The 17,116-nt window shown below is 58.6% G+C and carries 9 protein-coding genes and 3 pseudogenes; 5 read left to right on the top strand and 7 right to left on the bottom strand.

Annotation, left to right across the window (positions count from 1 at the left end):
- The first annotated feature begins 5 nt into the window (after positions 1 to 5).
- Positions 6 to 236, top strand: a complete 231-nt coding sequence (locus G5575_RS22345; RefSeq protein ID WP_407924871.1) for a type IIL restriction-modification enzyme MmeI — start codon at positions 6 to 8, stop codon at positions 234 to 236.
- 580 nt (positions 237 to 816) lie between these two features.
- On the opposite strand, the pseudogene G5575_RS15495 reads toward G5575_RS22345, so the two are convergent.
- The 7 genes and pseudogenes from G5575_RS15495 to G5575_RS19550 all read right to left on the bottom strand — a co-directional run bounded on the left by G5575_RS15495 (position 817) and on the right by G5575_RS19550 (position 9,437).
- Positions 817 to 2,014, bottom strand: a pseudogene (locus tag G5575_RS15495) (GIY-YIG nuclease family protein).
- A pseudogene (locus G5575_RS15490) lies at positions 2,007 to 4,062 on the bottom strand (DEAD/DEAH box helicase). The pseudogenes G5575_RS15495 and G5575_RS15490 overlap by 8 nt, the downstream one beginning before the upstream one ends.
- Entirely contained in the window at positions 4,059 to 4,271 is a 213-nt protein-coding gene (locus G5575_RS15485; protein ID WP_164535107.1) for a hypothetical protein, read from the bottom strand. The pseudogene G5575_RS15490 and the gene G5575_RS15485 overlap by 4 nt, the downstream one beginning before the upstream one ends.
- Positions 4,264 to 4,629 carry a type IIL restriction-modification enzyme MmeI gene (locus G5575_RS22340; protein WP_407924870.1) on the bottom strand — a complete coding sequence of 122 codons (366 nt, stop codon included), beginning with the start codon at positions 4,627 to 4,629 and terminating at the stop codon, positions 4,264 to 4,266. The genes G5575_RS15485 and G5575_RS22340 overlap by 8 nt, the downstream gene beginning before the upstream one ends.
- Positions 4,615 to 7,019, bottom strand: a pseudogene (locus G5575_RS22335) (type IIL restriction-modification enzyme MmeI); the annotation flags it as partial. The pseudogene G5575_RS22335 and the gene G5575_RS22340, both read right to left, overlap by 15 nt.
- Positions 7,020 to 7,194: 175 nt before the next feature.
- Positions 7,195 to 8,640, bottom strand: coding sequence for an RNA-binding domain-containing protein (locus G5575_RS19555; RefSeq protein WP_207633180.1), 1,446 nt, complete (start codon positions 8,638 to 8,640; stop codon positions 7,195 to 7,197).
- Complete coding sequence (locus tag G5575_RS19550) at positions 8,622 to 9,437, bottom strand: DUF262 domain-containing protein (RefSeq protein ID WP_207633179.1); 816 nt, start codon at positions 9,435 to 9,437, stop codon at positions 8,622 to 8,624. The genes G5575_RS19555 and G5575_RS19550 overlap by 19 nt, the downstream gene beginning before the upstream one ends.
- 205 nt (positions 9,438 to 9,642) lie before the next feature.
- Between G5575_RS19550 and G5575_RS15470 the strand changes: the two genes are divergently transcribed.
- From G5575_RS15470 to G5575_RS15455, 4 genes are read left to right on the top strand one after another with little or no spacing between them, the layout of a single operon-like run.
- Positions 9,643 to 11,604 carry a MotA/TolQ/ExbB proton channel family protein gene (locus tag G5575_RS15470; RefSeq protein ID WP_207633178.1) on the top strand — a complete coding sequence of 654 codons (1,962 nt, stop codon included), beginning with the start codon at positions 9,643 to 9,645 and terminating at the stop codon, positions 11,602 to 11,604.
- Positions 11,604 to 12,539, top strand: coding sequence for an OmpA/MotB family protein (locus G5575_RS15465; protein ID WP_207633177.1), 936 nt, complete (start codon positions 11,604 to 11,606; stop codon positions 12,537 to 12,539). The genes G5575_RS15470 and G5575_RS15465 overlap by 1 nt, the downstream gene beginning before the upstream one ends.
- Entirely contained in the window at positions 12,536 to 13,843 is a 1,308-nt protein-coding gene (locus tag G5575_RS15460; RefSeq protein WP_235936052.1) for an EH signature domain-containing protein, read from the top strand. The genes G5575_RS15465 and G5575_RS15460 overlap by 4 nt, the downstream gene beginning before the upstream one ends.
- Before the next feature lie 8 nt (positions 13,844 to 13,851).
- Positions 13,852 to 16,938, top strand: a complete 3,087-nt coding sequence (locus G5575_RS15455; protein ID WP_164535106.1) for a DEAD/DEAH box helicase — start codon at positions 13,852 to 13,854, stop codon at positions 16,936 to 16,938.
- Positions 16,939 to 17,116 lie beyond the last annotated feature (178 nt).

Here is a 17,116-nt window from a genome sequence, read left to right as displayed (position 1 = left end):
GGTAGGTGACGAAACTCGATTATCGTTCCAAGTGTTTTTCAGAAGCTAGGGAGTTTTTGCCGGTAGGTTTTCTACCCTCCGGCTCAATCGTCTCAAACCTTGCATTTTCCCTATACAACGCGCAATCCTCTCTGAACCTGTCTCTTATCGCATCTAAAACTTGGTCCGCCGTAAATTGGCGCAGCTCGTCGAGCGTCATAACACCCTCGGTGTTTGCCTCTGCGGAATCCAGATAACTCCAGATCTCAGGGTTTCAAGTTTCGCCGCATATATATATCTGGTCACCCGCAAATTTGTCCGCCTGCTACTTAACCAAGGGGATCTTACCCGACTGCAAAAAGCGCATCTTACCCGACTGCAAAAAGTGCATCTTTCCCGACTGACAGAGGTGTTCTTCAGCCGAAAAAACAGGTGTTCTTCCCGGCCGTATTGTCGGGGTGGGAACCCCCGAGAATACGGCCATTACGATGTCAAACGAGCTTCTTCAGCGAGCTCGCCGCCCTGATTACCGAAGGTAATCGAGGGGCGGTTTGGCATTGTGATGGACAGCATCTTTCCAGCTTTTGGAAAGATGCTCGAATGACCGGCATGACGAACGAAGAGAGCTTGCCGCCCTGCATCACTTGTGATGCGAAGGGCGGTCATGACGGGCATTCGACGGCTGACATGAACCGGCGAAGCTTGCCGCCCTGCGCATCGCGCGAGGGGCGGCCGGACAAGACAGACGCAGAAAAGAACACCTCGATCACACAGAACACCTCACCTGCGAGGCGAAGCCGAGAAATGGCGATGCCCTCTTTTTGGGATGAGCAAGCCTCAGTTGGTGACAAGCTTGGCGGTCTGTGGATCGTATCGCACCTCGGCAATGGAGCCGTCCTTGATGCGCTCGACCGCCTCGTCGATGACGAACAAAGGAACCAAGAACCACTCGCGCGGCACCACTGGATTGCCGAAACGGTCTGCTATCGACAGGTCCAAGCGCGCCGGCCCGAACACCCGATGAATGATGTTCTCCAACTTCGTTCGGTTGATGTTGAACAGGCGATAGGTGGCGACGACGTCGACATCGGCGAGAAGGAATGTCGCGTCGTGTCTGGCATTGGCGATCCGCTGCTGGACCTCGCCTACGGTCACTCCAATCTTGTGCAGGAGATCACGGTGCTGGGCGACATAGGGCTCGTCCGATTTGCTGCGCAGCACATAGATGGTGCCGCTAGCCAGGTCCTCGTCATCACGCGTATCGGCGAAGAGCGGACCGGCATTTGGTTCGGTTATCCGCCGACCGCCTTCGTCCTTATAAAGGGCGCGCTGGAGTGAACGCAGCAGCAGATTGCTCTCTGTGCCGTTGGAATAAACGACACGCAGCCGGGCATCGGTTTCTCCGTTTGGCGCTTTGATCGGCTCGCCGACGTCGGCAACATAGGCGACTTGCCCCCAGAATGAAGAACTGGCCTTGGGTGATGTCGGCCTTGAGAAAGCCGGCGTCTTTGACAAATGGCCGGGTGACCCGAGCACCAACGTCGAGATCACTCTGAACCGCAGCGAACAAAGGTGCGAAGCGCTCGAAGTCCTCACATTTCTCGCGATTGGCGATTTCCTCCGCCGCACGTTTCTCGGCGCCGGAGCGAACGAAGCGCAGATCGGTGACGTCGTTCTCACCAGCGCCATCCACGCCGAGTTCGGCAAGGAGGGCATCGTCGTCCAGATCTTCGACGGGAGCTACCGGTTCGCTGACACCGGAAAGCAACCCATGGTGATCAAGCGGCTCGAGCAGTTCGCGGCATTCCGGCAGTTCGCGCAGCCGATCCAGACGGACCGCGTACAGACGCTCGAAAATATCTCGGTCCTCGCGGTGCTGCGGCAAGCGACCATGCTCATCGACAAAGCGCCGGATGTCCTCAAAGCCTGCGATGATCCGCTCCTCCTTGGGGGAACGGCTGGCGTGCTGCCCGGGCTCGACCTCGACGCCAAGTTCGCCCAGCAGGGCATCGTCTTCGTCGGTGAACTTAGACACGGATGGCCTCGGCCTTCATGCGGGCCAGAAACGCGACACCCTCAGCCATGCGCTTTTCCCAAGGGTCCTGCGCGGTGATCGATGGCAGGCGGCCTCGCTCCTGCTTGAACCGCAACGCGCGGCGCGCCAGGTCACGAGCGTCTTCTGGCGTGAGGCTCGTGTTCTTGCCGGCAATGACGGCGGCAACCTGTTTCAGACTTTCCTCGCTCATGGCCTTGGCCAAGATGGCATAGGCCTCGCCGAACGGATTGATCCGGTCGATGAGGTCGATGTCGAGGTCCTTGACGCTCATCGCGAACCGGCGGACACCCTGGATGAAGGCGGTGTTGACGCTGTCCGTCGTGCTGGCGGCAGCACCGGTCAGAGCGGCCTTGCTCCCCTGGACGAAGTTGAGCGCAGCAATGGCGTGCTGTCGGATGGCCTCCTGATCCTCCTCGTCGCGCTCGGGGTACATGTCTTTGATGATCTTGCCCATGCGCGCGACTGTCAGCTCTTCGGGCACCATCTCGCTGTCGAACAGGCCGCGTTCCAAACTCCGCTTGTCCTGCACGAAGGTGGCGATGACCTCGTTGAGGTCCTCGCGGCATATGCGCTTGGCCTCTTCGCTCTTCGGCTCTGCCAAGCCCTTGACCTCAATCTGGATACGGCCGGTTGCTTCGTTGAAACCGATATTGGCCTTATCCAGGTCGTAGCCTCCCTCGCCATAGTCAAAACCAGGCGCAGCCTCGTTGTTGGGGTTCTTCGGCCTGAACTCGAAGCGTGGAGTCAGTACCTGCTCCATGAGAAGGCTGGCGGCGATGGCCTTGAGGGTGTCGTTGACCGCTTCGGTTACGGCCTCGCTGGTGGCGTCGGGTTCCGCAATTAGGTTGCTGAAGCGTGCGCGCGTTTTGCCTGGCGCATCGCGGGTGGCGCGGCCGATGATCTGGACGATCTCGGTGAGGCTGGATCGGTAACCGATCGTCAAAGCGTGCTCGCACCAGATCCAGTCAAAGCCCTCTTTGGCCATTCCCAGCGCGATGATGATGTCGACGTGGTCGCGGTTGTTCTTCTGCGCCGGGTCCTTGAGCGCCGAGGAGACGACATCCCGCTTGCCTGGATCGTCGGTGACGAGGTCGGCGATGCGCAGCAGTTTGCCCTCGGCAGTGCGCACGAGCTGGAATCCCGTCTTGTCGTCGACGCCCTCCCAGGCGCCCAGCGCGTCGATGATGTGCTCGACCTCGCGGATCTTGTCCTTGGTGCTCTCGCGCGAATTGACGCTTGGGATATGGATGATGGTCTTTTCGTTGGGGTTCAGCACCTTGAGGATGTCGTCGGCATAGGCGCCCGAATAGAAGAAATAGCCGATGTCGAGGTGCTTGAGATACTCATAGCCGTTGAGCTGCTCGTAATAGGTGTAGGTCACCGTCACGAACTTGTCCTCGTCGGTCGGCGCCATCACCGCCTCTGAATCGCCCCGGAAATAGGAGCCCGTCATCGCCACCAGGTGGACCTTCCCCGGGCGATGAAGGCGCCTAGATGGGCACCCAGCTTGTTGTCTGGGTTGGACGAGACGTGATGGAATTCGTCGACGGCGATTAGCCGGTCGTCGAAGGCCTCTATGCCGAAGCGGTCGACGGCGAACCGAAACGTGGCGTGGGTGCAAACCAGGACGCGGTCATCGCTGTCGAGGAAGGCGCGTACGGAATTGACCTTGCCGCCGTCCTCCCCGGAGCATTGCAGAGGTTCCACTTGGGCACCACGGCCCAGTCGGCCCAGAAGCCGTATTGGCTCAACGTTTCATCATTGAAGCTGGAGCCAATCGACTTTTCCGGCACGACGATGATGGCCTGCTTGAGGCCCTGGTTGTGGAGCTTGTCGAGCGCCACGAACATCAGTGCTCGGCTTTTACCCGAGGCTGGCGGCGATTTGATCAGCAAGTACTGCTCACCGCGATGGTCATAGGCGCGCTCCTGCATAGGACGCATGCCAAGCTCATTGGCCTTAGTCGAAGTGCCGTTGCGGGCATAGGAGACCGAAACGGAAGGAACGGCTTTGGTCTCGATGCTCATGCCTTGTCCTTGCTGAAATGGGCCTCGAAGGCGCGGACGCTGCCGTAGGTTTCGACCACGCGGGTTTGCACCTTGCGCATCATATCGCCGCCGCGTTCGGGCCAGCCGTGGTGTTCGAACATACTGGCATAGTCGCCGTTGAAATGGGACTTGGCGATCTCGGAAATGGCCTTGGCGTCGCCGCCGGGTTGGTACGTGCGATCAGCCATCTGCGCGAACCTTCCGAGTCTTGCCCTTGGGCTTGGCGGCGTCGTTGGCGACCATTTTTGTGTAGAGCTCGAACAGCTTTTCCAGCCGCTCGGTGTCGTTGCGGAAGCGGCGGCCGATATAGATGCGTTCCAGCACCTCGTCATTGCCCTCATGAGCGGCGCGCAGGTCGGCGGGCATGGTTTCGGGGTCATAGAGATCGGCAATGGTGGCAGGGAAATGCGCCTCGCGGGCGAGGAGGATGTCCTCGGCGCAGCGTGTGAGGTCGGCCTTGTTGCGCTCGGTGAGCGGTGGGACTGGGAAGGTGTTCCAGCCGAGGGTGTTGGAGTATCGATAATCAGTTTTAAGTTTGCCGCACACGGTCGCCACCCAGATCATATGAAGTTTAGATGCGATAAGAGACAGGTTCCAGAGAGGTGCGTTGTATAGGGAAAATGCAAGGTTTGAGACGATTGAGCCGGAGGGTAGAAAACCTACCGGCAAAAACTCCCTAGCTTCTGAAGAAACACTTGGAACGATAATCGAAGTTTCGTCACCTACCTGCCTCACTTCGCCAAATCGGTATGGCTTTGCTGCAAGTAGTTTCGTTGTGGGTCTGTTGGACGCTTCTCGTTGTGCTCGGACCTTGTCGAACTGGGAGTTGAGCCAGCCGTTCTGTTGGGCCTCCAGATATTCATTCTCGTTGACCCAAATGCAGCGGCGCTCATACCCGCGTATGAACTCTTGAGAACCGTAGAACGGCCGAAAAAGCCCGGGCTGCACACCATGCTCGCTAACCGTTCTTTTTGCTTCCGAGTAGGGCAAGAGTAAGTAGCCACCATCGTTTGGCATACTGCCAAAACTCATATTGGGTAGCCCGCTCCTCGGGTTCGGCTGGGCCTCAACTAGAACATTCGCGGCCGGAGCCAGGTAGGCGTTTATGTTGGTGGCTTCTCGAAGTACCGTGGAGCCGTCTTCAGCGATGGAATATAGGTACTTAATGCGGTTGGAGTGGGCCGCGATACCGACAATCACGACGGTGACACCAGCGTTGTGGCTCGCCAAGTTTGCCCACCTAAAGCTGGTGTAAGCGAATTGTATGTCGTGCCCAGTGCCGAAGATGAGAGACCATAGCGTTTCCACCTGCCTTCCTTGGCATATCGAATTGGTGGATACGAAAGCTGAAACTGAGTTGGAATGCGAGCCATAGTCGGCGGCCTTCATGAACCATCCCGCTACGTAGTCCAGTGATTTCCAATTCTGTGTGCGAAAGTCGAAAATCCCACGGAGTTCGTCTTTTTGCTCGTCCGTCTGCCATTGGGACCCCAAATATGGCGGGTTGCCGCAGATATACGTCTCCCCACCTTCGTTCTCGAAATCGATCTGCGTCTGATCGAGTGGTGTTTCGAACAGATCATCTGCCCGATGCTTTACGCCCGTCCCCGTTGGCGGGCAGACGCTCAACCAATCCAGCCGCAGCGCATTGCCTTGGACGATCCAGTTTTCCTGATCAAGCGGCAGGAAAGCCGCCAGCGCTTCCTTCTGGCCGCGGTAGACGACGTCGGCTTGGTATTCAGCGATGATCAGCGCCAGCCGGGCGATTTCGGCAGGGAAGTGCCTAAGTTCAATGCCGCGGAAATTGGTCAGCGGGATATCACTCCTACGGCCTGGCTCGCCGCGCCGCTTATTGATCTCCGCCTCGATGCCGCGCATTTCCTTATAGGCAATCACCAGAAAATTGCCGGAGCCGCAGGCCGGATCGAACACCCGGATGCGGGCCATTCGGTTGCGCAGGTTCAATAGCTTGCGGGCATTGTCGCCAGCCTCGTCCAGCTTTTCGCGCAAATCGTTGAGGAACAGCGGATTGAGCACTTTGAGGATATTGGGCACCGAGGTGTAGTGCATGCCCAGCGCACCGCGCTCCTCGTCGTCAGCCACGGCCTGGATCATCGAGCCGAAAATATCGGGATTGATCTTGGTCCAATCGAGGCTGCCGATATTGATGAGATAGGAGCGCGCGATGCGCGAGAAGCGCGGCGCATCTGTGCTGCCGGAAAACAGCCCGCCATTCACATAGGGGAAGACATCGGCCCAGGGCCGCAGGCCCGCGTCCCAGCGATACCTGCCGTCGGGCGCGCCATTGTGCTGGGTGGGCGTGTTCATCGCGGTGAAGATCGCGGAGATCACCTCATGGGTGTCGTTGCCATCGCGCTCGGTCATCTGTTCACCGTGGCGGTGAACAGGCGCTTGCCGTTGAAGATGTCGGTGTCTTCGGCAAAAAAGCAGAAGATCAGCCGGGCCATGAAGTGGTTCATATCCGGTCGCCGCGCCGCCGTACCCCAATCGGGGTTGTCCTTCAGCAGCTCAACATAGAGCCGGTTAAGGCGGCTAGTGGCGCGGATGTCGAACGTGCTTTCGCGCACCTGTTTGACGGTGGAAATGCCCGCCAGCGCCAGGAACGAACCGAAATGGTTTGGGAAATCGGAAAAGGCGCAGATCACCGGTGCCTCATCTGAGGTCAGATCCTCGGCATAAAGCTCGACCCCGTCGGTGGCGAGCACGAAGCGCGCCTTGAACCGCTTGGTCGCCGGACTGGCCTTCAGCGCCTCGAAGGCGGCCGCCACTGCACCGGGCTCGGCGACCTTGATGTGGATATGATTGGTCTGCAGCACCCCGCCCAGGTCGGACTTGTTAGACTCGCCCGAGCGCAGGCGCTTGATCGTGGTGTCCTTGTTGCCAAATGCGCGCAGAAAGGCGAACGGAAATTCCGCAGCGTTAAAAGACTGATCGGCCAGCTCGGATACGGCCTGTTCGATCTCGACCGCGTTCATGCTGCAAGAATCCTCAACTCACTATTGGGACACCGGACCATGGCCCGGCGCCAGAGGCAAACCGATACTCAAATGGCCGTGCCGCCCGATTGGACGAGATACCGAATCCGACTGATCACGGGAACCGCACCTTCACATAGTCCGTCACGGCATTGCCGGACAACTCGGCAGTCGCATTGGCGCCGCGTACGAAAAACCTATGTGCCACCCCATCCTTGATGAAGGCGGCTTTTGGGCCGGCCTCGCAATGAACCACCATCACCCTCTCGCCCTCCTGCTCATCGAAGTGGGGATGGATGTAGGGCAAGAACAGGTCTCCTATCCGGTCACGGATCAGGTTGACCAGATGCAGCGCCATCTTGTCTTCGCTGGCGAAGCCATCGGCACTGAGGCCAACGACCTTGCCGTCGTCAGCCACACCGATCATCAGCGTGCCGCCCTTGGCGTTAAGGAACCCTGCCAGTGTCTTGAGCACCGCCAGGTGCATTTTTTCGTCCACCTCGCCGGTGTGCAGATTGGTGCGCAAGGTGGACTTGTACTCGACGGTGTCGGTTTCGCCTGATGCCAGAAGTTCCTGGACTGACAGCTTTGCTGCTGCCTCTGGTTCCATATCGCCGCACAACTTCCGATAGGCGTCATGGACCAACTTGGCCATGAGGCTGCGCCGCTCGCGCAGGAAATCCTGGTACTCCATGTTCCACCACTCGGCTGGCAATGCATGCCAACGCATCATGTCGGTGCGGTCCTTTGGCGTCAGTGCCGCGTGCCATGTAGGCGCGTAGGTGGATGGCGGCTGGTCGCTGATCTTGCCGTTGTCTGGCCATTCTACTAGCGCGAAGTTGGCGATCTGGTTGACCTGGCGGAGATCCGTGATCCCAATCTTGGACAGATAGCCACGCGGGAACAGGTGGTGTTGCTCAAACGTGGCCTTCGTCCCTTTGACAGACGGGTCGATCATGTCCGAGATTTTGAGCGGGCTGAACAAGGCCCGAGCGCCCAGCAGGATCAGCGAGGCCTGATACGCAAAGCGCGATGGGCTGCGGGATGCCGACGTCGCCAGATCACTGGGCAGGGAAATGGACCAGTAGTCGCTCGTCAGCGTCGTTGCGCAAATTTCTCGGAGCTTGGCCAGATATGCCTTCCCGTCCGGAATGCCGCGCAATTGCGCCAGGTCAAAATCGAATTTGGTCTCCGGGCTGCTGGTGTAGCGGCCGGTCAAGGACGCCATGAAGAAGAACTCGGCAATGGCCTGTCGGAGCTCCTGTTTGTCGATCCCATGGTCGACCAATCCGATCAGGTAGAGGACATAGGCATAGATGATCGACGTTTCAGAGGATATCATCCCTTCGTGCCGGTAGCCGGCGAGATTGAGCGCGCTCAGAAAATGGTGCCAGTTTGAGAGGTTGAGCGAGCGAGCCTGGGCCTGTGTGAGCAGGTCGAACTGGGCGTCACGCTTGGTGATGTCAACCTCGCCTGTCACGGCATCCCTGCCGCGAAGGACGCTGTAAACGTTCTGCAGTCGCGCCCGCTTCAGGCCAAGCCCTACCGTCGCCCGCAGCAACTGGTCCGGCGATGGCTTGAGATAATGATTGAACCCCGATGGCGCCCCTGACCTGCCACGGCTGCTGACTGGGCAAAATCTTCAAGCTCGGCACGGCCTTTGTCCCAAAACACCGACATCAGCGTCATGATGAAATCGGACTGGTTGAGCTTCTTGCCCTCGCCATTAATGCGGACAAAGACCTCTGCGACCTCTTCCGGCTTGACGGACGCGTTGAGCGTTAGGGCGGTGAATGCATACGAGGTCAAAGCATGCAGGCGGCCTATGGCCTCTTGGGCTCGTTCTTTTTCGTCGTCGGTGAGGGCACGTACGTTAGACAGTTCGTTTACGTAGGCGCCCGCGATTTTGAAGAGGCTCGCTCCAGGTGCCCACAAGACTGAAATGTCGGGAATGTAGGCCTTGTCCTTCAAGATGGACGCATCAGTGACTTCGAAGGTTTCCACCAGCGGGTTGAACGCAATGCGAATGCGCTCTCTCTTGAAATCCGCACGCAGGACCTCTCGTCCCTTAACGACGGCAAAAAGCGATGTCAGTCGCTGCTGACCATCGACTATGGCCAGCGATGGCGCTGCGTGGTGGCTACCCTGCCCAATCGTCTTTGCGGTGCTGTCCGCCCCCGTTTCCCAGAAAAGCAGGTAGCCTGCAGGATAGCCGCGATAGAGGGAGTCGAAGAGGTTGCGGACGTTTTTGTTGGGCCAGACAAATGGCCGCTGAATATCAGGCAGACCAATCTTGCCGAGCGCAATGTCCTCAACCAGCGAAATAAGCGGATATGCGGTCGTCGTGAATATAGCCAAGAAACACCCCCTGAAGTGTTGGCACTATGCGCAGGATTCGGATTGGGGTCGAGACAGGCTCCGACAGATTCTCGAGGCCCAACTCGCGGACAGGTCGACAAATTTCGCCTGTTGACCGCTTACAATCTCGTGGAGGAAGCCGCCTGCTGCTTGCGCCTCCCAATCGTAAGGCAATACTAATTCACTGTTGGGTGGGGACATTATTTTGGATTCATTGGTTTCAATCGGGCTGTATGTCCGCGCACTTGTTCTCGGCGTTGCTGGATGGCTCCGGGAGGAATACGCCCCTGGCTTGGTTAGCCTAGCGTTGGTGGCTTTCCTCGCCCTAGCAGTAGGCCTGTTCCTCTTCAGGGTCGGCAGCAAAAGGCGGGCACTGGCCCGCCTTCGGGCGGAAGTGCGCAAATACAAGGACGGAGCCGAGCTGAGCCGAAACATTGCGGAGCTCGACAATCGGATCAAAAGCTTCGGGCGTCGAGGATCGGCAAAGAGCGTCGCTGAACACTGGACGGAGTTCAGGGAAACCTTGGTCGCTTACGAGACCGGGGAAAATGAATACGTCCTGCGCAATGCGGCACGGCCGTCAATCTTTTTCAACGTTGAGGACTTGGGATTTGGCGCCGGATTCTGGCGGATCGTCCCCGGGCTTTTTGTGACCGCGGGGCTCTTCCTTACCTTCCTCGGACTAGTCGCGGCGCTGCAGGGGCTGTCTGACATAAATGAGGAAAGCATGAGCCGGTTGATGAATGTGGCTTCGGCCAAATTCATCATGTCCCTTACCGGCCTGTTTTGCTCCATCATTTTCACGATTGTGCTGCGTGTCGGCATGTCTCGCCTGGAAGATACTGCCCACAGCGTCTCCAACAGCCTGGAGCAGCGGCTTTCGTTCATCAGCCTCGAGTCATTGGCGGTTGAGCAGCTCGCTGCGGTTCGAGAGCAACGGGAGCATTTCCGCGCCATCGGTATGGAACTGGTTGCTGAACTTGGGCGGCCCCTGCGAGAGGATATCCCACTCGCCATTTCTAACAGCATTTCAGCCGCTATGGCTCCGCTTCTTGACCAGGTTGGCAAGGCTGGTGCCGAAGGCGTGGGCAGCATGGTCCAGGACCTGTCTTCTCGATTTTCTGACGACGTCGGGAAAGCGCTTGGCCAAGCCAGCGAGAAACTCGCCCAGGCTGGCGAGCGGATCGGCGAGCTCTCGGAGCGAATGGACGCCAGCTCCGGCCGGATGGGCGGTGAGATGGATGCTGCCGTGGCCCGGGTCGCCCAGGCCGTTGACGATTTGCGGTCCACTATGACGGCAGCCGCCGACGCGACCGGAGGCGCCTTCAGCCAGGGCGCCGATCGCATGCTGTCGATCATGAACGAGACGCTTCAGGGCATCCGGGAAAATACCGGCGAGGGCGCACGAGCCATGAGCGCGGCCGCGGCGGACTTAAAACAGGCCGGCACCGCGTTTAAGGAACAGATGGAAGGCGCTTCGCTGAGTGGAAGCGCAGCTGCGCGCGAGCGGATCGAAGCCTCTGGATCGGAAATAGCCCGGCTGACGGGCGAGCTTACGTCAAAGGCGTCCGAACAATTGCTTGCGCCGCTGGGCGAAATCGCGCGTCAGATGGATGGGCTGGTCGGCCAAGTCGCCGGCGCTAGTTCCGATATGCGCATGCTCTCAGAAGGCGTGCGCTCAGGCGCTGAGGCATCGGTACAGGCCGCCTCCACTTTCCGCACGGCCAGCCAAGACTTGGTAACAGCGACTGCCCCGATACGTGCGACCAGCGAGCGGATCGAAGGCTCAATACGGCAGTTGGCGGACAGCACTCAAAATGTCGCTACGACTGTCTCGCGTTCAGCAGAGGCCACCGCAAGCAGCGCGCTCGATGCGCTTAACGCCGCCAAGCTGATCCTCAACACCGAGGCACGCGCAATCGAAGCTGGACTCGAGGGCGTTTCAGCGATGTTGGAGCGCCTGAGGGGTCAGGGCGAGCGCCTCGACGACATGGATAGCAAGCTCGGGCAGGCCTTCGAGATCTACACCACGCAGGTAGCGAGTGCTGTGGACTCCATGCGCGGCCATGTCAGTGAACTGCAGGGTCGCCTCAATCCGGCGCTTGATGTGATGCAAGCCATTGTTGATCAGGCAGAGCAGTTCGCCCCGCAGTCCAGGAAATCCTGATGCGTAGCGGCGCTCGGCGGCAACACCGCGAAGAGGAAGAAGAATCTGCTTTCGTGTCGATGACCGACATGACGGTGAGCTTCCTCTTTATCATCATGATTTTGCTGGCCTTCTTCGCAAGCCAGTTCAATCCTGAGGAGACCGTTCTCAAGTCAGAATATGATGAGAAACTAGCGACGATTGAATTGCAGAAAAGCTTCATCGCCCAGAAGGATCAAACAATCGCTGATCAGACCAGGCAGATCGAAGAATTGCTTAAGCGCGTCGCCGAGCTGGAGCTGCGGCTGGCGGAGGCGGAGAAAGTCGATCCTCTTGAGGTCTATATCGGCCAGACTGCCAGCGAACGTCGGAGCATTCTTGAGCGCTTGCGTGACCAACTGCTCCAAGAGTTTCCTGACCTCAATGTGGTCATCAGTGCGGAAAATGACGCCCTTCGCTTCCAGGGCGATGGCTTGTTCGCTAGTGGCTCATCGGCATTGCGTGATCAACGAACCGTTATGGTCGTCCAGCGCATTGCTGCTCGCCTGAACGAGATTTTGCCCTGCTACACGCTTGGCCCGCGGTCCGCCTGGGACACCGGCTGCAACCCCAATGGGGTGATTATCGAGGCGGTGCAAATCGAGGGCCATACCGACTCCACCGGTGCTGACATCTCCAATTTGAGGCTCTCCACGGAGCGCGCCAACACCACCTACGCGGAGATGGTGGGAAACCAGCCAGATCTGATTAGCCACCAAAACTATCGCGAACAACCTGTGCTTTCCGTCGCAGGATACGGCAAGATGCGACCGATCGCCGACAACGAGACACCCGGAGGGCGCTCCACCAACCGCCGCATTGATTTGCGTATAATCATGTTCACGCCAGGGAGTTCGGAAGAAATCGAGCGCATTCGTGAGGAGTTGCAGGCCGGCGTCGGATTGGAAAGCCCATGAGCCTGGCGCGGTTTTTGGCTAAGCCGGCAAGCTTTCACCCAATCGCGCTGGCGGCGATCAACAGGTTGGCCTCAACGACTGATAGAATCCTGGCACGTTGGCCAGATGTTGTGGTCGAGCCGCCAGAGCGAGACCGAGAGCGACTGGTTCAGGAGATGCGGGGGCGACTGGAGACGGGCGACTGGAGCGACACAAGGATGTCGCTGGTGACCACGGCTGCCGTCGCCCTGTTTGATCAGGATCGTCGCGACCGTCGCGACCTTGCCGCCCTGCGGAGATTTTACTGCGAGGAGATCGAAAGCAGCGATCGCCGAACGTTCCTCAACACCATGGTTGCCGTGTTTATCGGCAGCTATGAGCCTGGCGCGGCACATACCGCCGCTTTGGCCACTGCGCTTGACCGGTCGCGCTCCAAGATTGGTGCGCGGTGGGCCGCCCTTCTCGAGGGTGTTCCAGAACTCCTGGATGCCACTGCGGCGCCTTCGGCTCTGGCCGGTCGGATGGTAAAAATGGCTGTTCCATGGGACGATCTGCGACAGTTGGGGCTACGCAGCCCGCACGCTCCAGGGTTGATGGACCATGTTCACCTTGCCTTCATCGAGCAACTAGCACCGCAGTTGGACCAGCGTTCGGGTATGGAGCGGTTGATCGGGTGGCTGAAGCCCGAAGGCCAACAGGCTCGAGCGTCTGGCGCTGCCGAGGCGATCAGTGCGCTACTATCTCCATGGCAAAACCGCGCGGCCTCAAGCGACGATGAGCGCTTCCTGACCGAACGGCTGATATCCCTCTATGGTGATCCGCGCATTCGGAGCGAAAATGCAGCATGGTCAGGTGTGCCCCCACATCTGCGTGCCATTATCGACCGCTGGCTAACGGGCGAAAACATTCGCTTCTTCCTGGATGTGGTCTCCGCCGTCGAGGAAAGCCACATGTGGGCGCCGCGGGAGCGCTTCTGGCTTGGCCTCCACAACCAAAAACGTATCGATGCTGCCTGGGTCGCATTCAGCAAGGAGGGCGTCGCTTATGCTCGCCGAAAAGGCGCTGATAACCGCTTCTTACGCTTCGGTCGCCAAGAGGCCGGAGGATCTCGAGCAAACACGTCACTGCTCATCCTGAAGATTGGGAGCAAGATCGTGGTTGAGGGATCCCACAGCTACAAAGTTCATGTGTTCCGCGACGATCATCCCAAGGCGCCGAAGCTCTATGAAAGCTGGTACGACTGCGAGGACATCAGGCTACTCCCTGGCTCTTGGTCTGTTGCCCATAATGGCGATTGGCAAAGCCGCGTGTTGGAACATATCTAGGAAAACCGATGGCTTTTTCTCTGACCTACGATGCACATTTCGTCTCTCTTCATTTGGAAAGTGGTGGCGGGTTGTTGCAGCGGCTGATCGGACGCAAGCCGCAGGACCTGGACCAACTCCCGCCATCTGACCGCGAACTGATTTACGCTATTGCCGACCTTCGGGCGCTTGCCGATGAGGCGGGCGAGCCCCTGGAGATTGCTGGCCAACAGATTCGCATGTCGCACCGCCTCGCTGCTGCCGTAACAAGCCAAACCGCCGAGGCGCTGAACTTCCCGCCAATCATAGACCTGACCTTCCGCACCGATGTTGAAGGGGTAATTGGGTCGCCCTCATTCCGGCTGCGCCATGAGTGGACCAAGGCCGGGCAGCGACAGCTGCCGAAGCGCACTGGCGCTATCATGACCACCTCAGACGGCGACCGACGTGTGCCGCTTTGGTTGCTTGAGGCCGTGGAAGTGGCCGAGCACTTCCAGCCGGGCGGTCAGGACGATGCTGCGCATTGGGAGGCGCTGGCACGCTTTCGCCAGGCGCTCGATCCAGGCGTCCGCGTGGCCGGCGCTGACCATACCGCCAAGGTTTCGATGACTGATTTTCTTTCTGGCCTCTCAGTCAATCTGGCGGATCGGTTTTCCATCTCGCCTAACTCGGATGGCACTGACTTCAATGTCGTTCCCTTCTCAGGCAAGACGCTGGAACGCGGCCGAATGGAGGAAGCGGCTACCCCGTTTGAGGCACAGGGCGAGCTGCAGGATCGCGACCTGCTGACCTTCCAGCAACGTGTGCGAGACCGCGGCGCACTACCTGCTTATCGCGTCGCTCCTGGAAGCTATCTGGTCATAGATCGTTCGGCATCGCCGGTGCTTGAGGTGATGGCCAAGATGCAAAAAGCGATGCCATCCGAACGACAGAATTTCATTCGCAATCCGCGCCCTGCCATTACTGCGGCCGTCGAGGATGCATTGCGGCGCGACGGCAAGCTCGATGGCCTCGACCCTGTTGGCGAAGAGGAGGCCATAGAGGCGATCGCAGGGCCCGCACTTGTCGAAACGCATGAATTTTCAGAGCGTGTGGTTGGCATCAAAATCTTCGAAAAGCGAGCGGCCCCGATCGATTTTGAAGCCAGCACATGGATGCCCGAAGATTTCGGCCGCAAGTTTGCAGAGCTTCTGGCAGATATGCCCAGCTCGGCGCTGGACGATCTTCGTGTCGCGATTGCGTCGGCTATCGAAAGTGGCGTTGCACAAGTGCAGGTTGACGATCTCGCTGTTCCCGCGCGCGCCGAGACCTTGACCACGATCGACAAACATATAGCCGACCGAGCAGACCTCCCAGAACACGACGATCTCCCCGATGCCCAGACCGGACCCATTGTTCTTGAGACCGAAGACAATACGGACGAATTGCACTGGATCGCTAGCCTAACTCCAAGGGCACCGGCGATAGGCACTTCAGTGCCCACAATTGTGAAGACGGCTCTTAAGCCTCACCAAGTTGATAGTCTGGCTTGGCAAATCGACGCATGGACTGCCGGACTCCCAGGCGTGCTCAATGCCGATGAGCAAGGCCTGGGCAAGACGCTACAAACCATTGCCTTCCTCGCTTGGATCCAGGAGCACATGAAGCAGTCTGGCCGCGCGGCCAGTCGACCGATTTTAGTCGTGGCCCCAACGTCGCTGTTGGTAAATTGGGAACAGGAAGTCAGCGGGCACCTTCAAAACCCGGGCCTTGGTAGCGTCATCCGCCTCTATGGCGCGGGAACCGGATCACGCAAGGTGACGGGCGCCAGAGGCATGGACATCGACGACGGCGTTGCCAAACTTGACCTCAGCTCGCTGCATGAAGCAATCGAAGAAGGTCGCGCACATCGACAGTGGATCCTGACCACCTACACGACCTTGACCAACTACCAGCACTCTCTGGCACAAATTCCCTTTGCTGCTGTGGTCTTCGACGAAATTCAGGCCATCAAAAACCCCTTCAGCATGCGTGCCGAGGCTGCCCGCACGATCAATGCAGATTTCAGAATTGGCCTGACTGGAACACCGATCGAGAACAGCGCGCAGGATTTATGGTCGATCATGGATCAGCTGACGCCAGGGAGTCTTGATAGTTTGGGCGAATTCCGCCGAGCGTATTCCGAGACCACTCCGCAAAACATGGCTCAACTTCATTCACGAGTATTCATGCCTAGCGGCAAAGTGCCCCCTCTGGCACTGCGACGACTAAAGCAGGCTGTCGCCAGCGACCTCCCCGAAAAGACGCGCCAATTACATCCGCGCCAAATGCCGCGCCAACAGGCGGAGAGCTATGAGGATGCCAAGCTAAAGCTGGCGCAAGGCGGGTCCGGTGCCGCGCTCAAGATGCTACATCACATTAGAAGCGTCTCGGTCCATCCCGATCCTCAAGTTATAGCTGCCAATGAAGACATGATAGCCGCCTCAGCCCGGCTGGAAGCTACATTTGATATCCTGCGGACAATCAAAAATAAGCAGGAGCGCGCGCTGGTTTTTATTGAAGATCGACAGATGCAGTACCGCTTCATAGAGCTGGTTAAGGCAGAATTCGGGTTCGCGCGGGTGGATCTGATCAACGGCGACACTCCCATTAAGAAGCGCCAGGAGATCGTCAACCGCTTCCAGATGTACCGCGACGCGCCCGGCTTTGATCTCTTGGTCCTTGGCCCCAAGGCTGCTGGCACCGGATTAACGCTCACTGCGGCAACCCATGTCATCCATCTTTCTCGCTGGTGGAACCCAGCCGTGGAAGAGCAGTGTAACGACCGTGTTCATCGCATTGGGCAGACTCGACCAGTCAGCGTGCATGTGCCCATGTCCATTCACCCCGGATTTCGTGAGCACTCTTTCGACTGCCTGTTGCATAGCCTCATGCAGCGCAAGCGACGTTTGGCGACTTCGGCACTTTGGCCCATGGGCGACACCGAGGCCGATGCTGGTGATCTCCAGCGCATGGTGGCGGATGGCGTGACGAGCAGTGGGGGCGATGCAGTCATGTCAGCCATGACCGCGATGTTTCAGAGAGACAATATTCCAGTACCTGCACTTCGAGCCGACGGCTCGCTGCCATTCGATTGAGCCATCCTGTCACGCCCTCTGGGATGCCTGATGCTTGGGCATTGAAGCGGTCACTTGACTACGGTGGCTATTAGGTGGAACTTCCACAAAGACTGCCACTCAACCTTCCACACAAGCGTTTCGGGACTGCCTTTACTTAGCATTTTCAACGACTTGCTAGTGAAACCTGTTCTCACAC

This window comes from Devosia aurantiaca (assembly GCF_011058215.1).
Taxonomy (GTDB): Bacteria; Pseudomonadota; Alphaproteobacteria; order Rhizobiales; family Devosiaceae; genus Devosia; species Devosia aurantiaca.
This window is presented reverse-complemented; position numbering and strand designations above follow the sequence as displayed.

Bases quoted from the DNA above. Each gene is read 5' to 3' on its own strand.
- G5575_RS15485 (WP_164535107.1), bottom strand. From the start codon at position 4,271: ATGGCTGATCGCACGTACCAACCCGGCGGCGACGCCAAGGCCATTTCC.
- G5575_RS15465 (WP_207633177.1), top strand. From the start codon at position 11,604: ATGCGTAGCGGCGCTCGGCGGCAACACCGCGAAGAGGAAGAAGAATCT.
- G5575_RS15460 (WP_235936052.1), top strand. From the start codon at position 12,536: ATGAGCCTGGCGCGGTTTTTGGCTAAGCCGGCAAGCTTTCACCCAATC.
- G5575_RS15455 (WP_164535106.1), top strand. From the start codon at position 13,852: ATGGCTTTTTCTCTGACCTACGATGCACATTTCGTCTCTCTTCATTTG.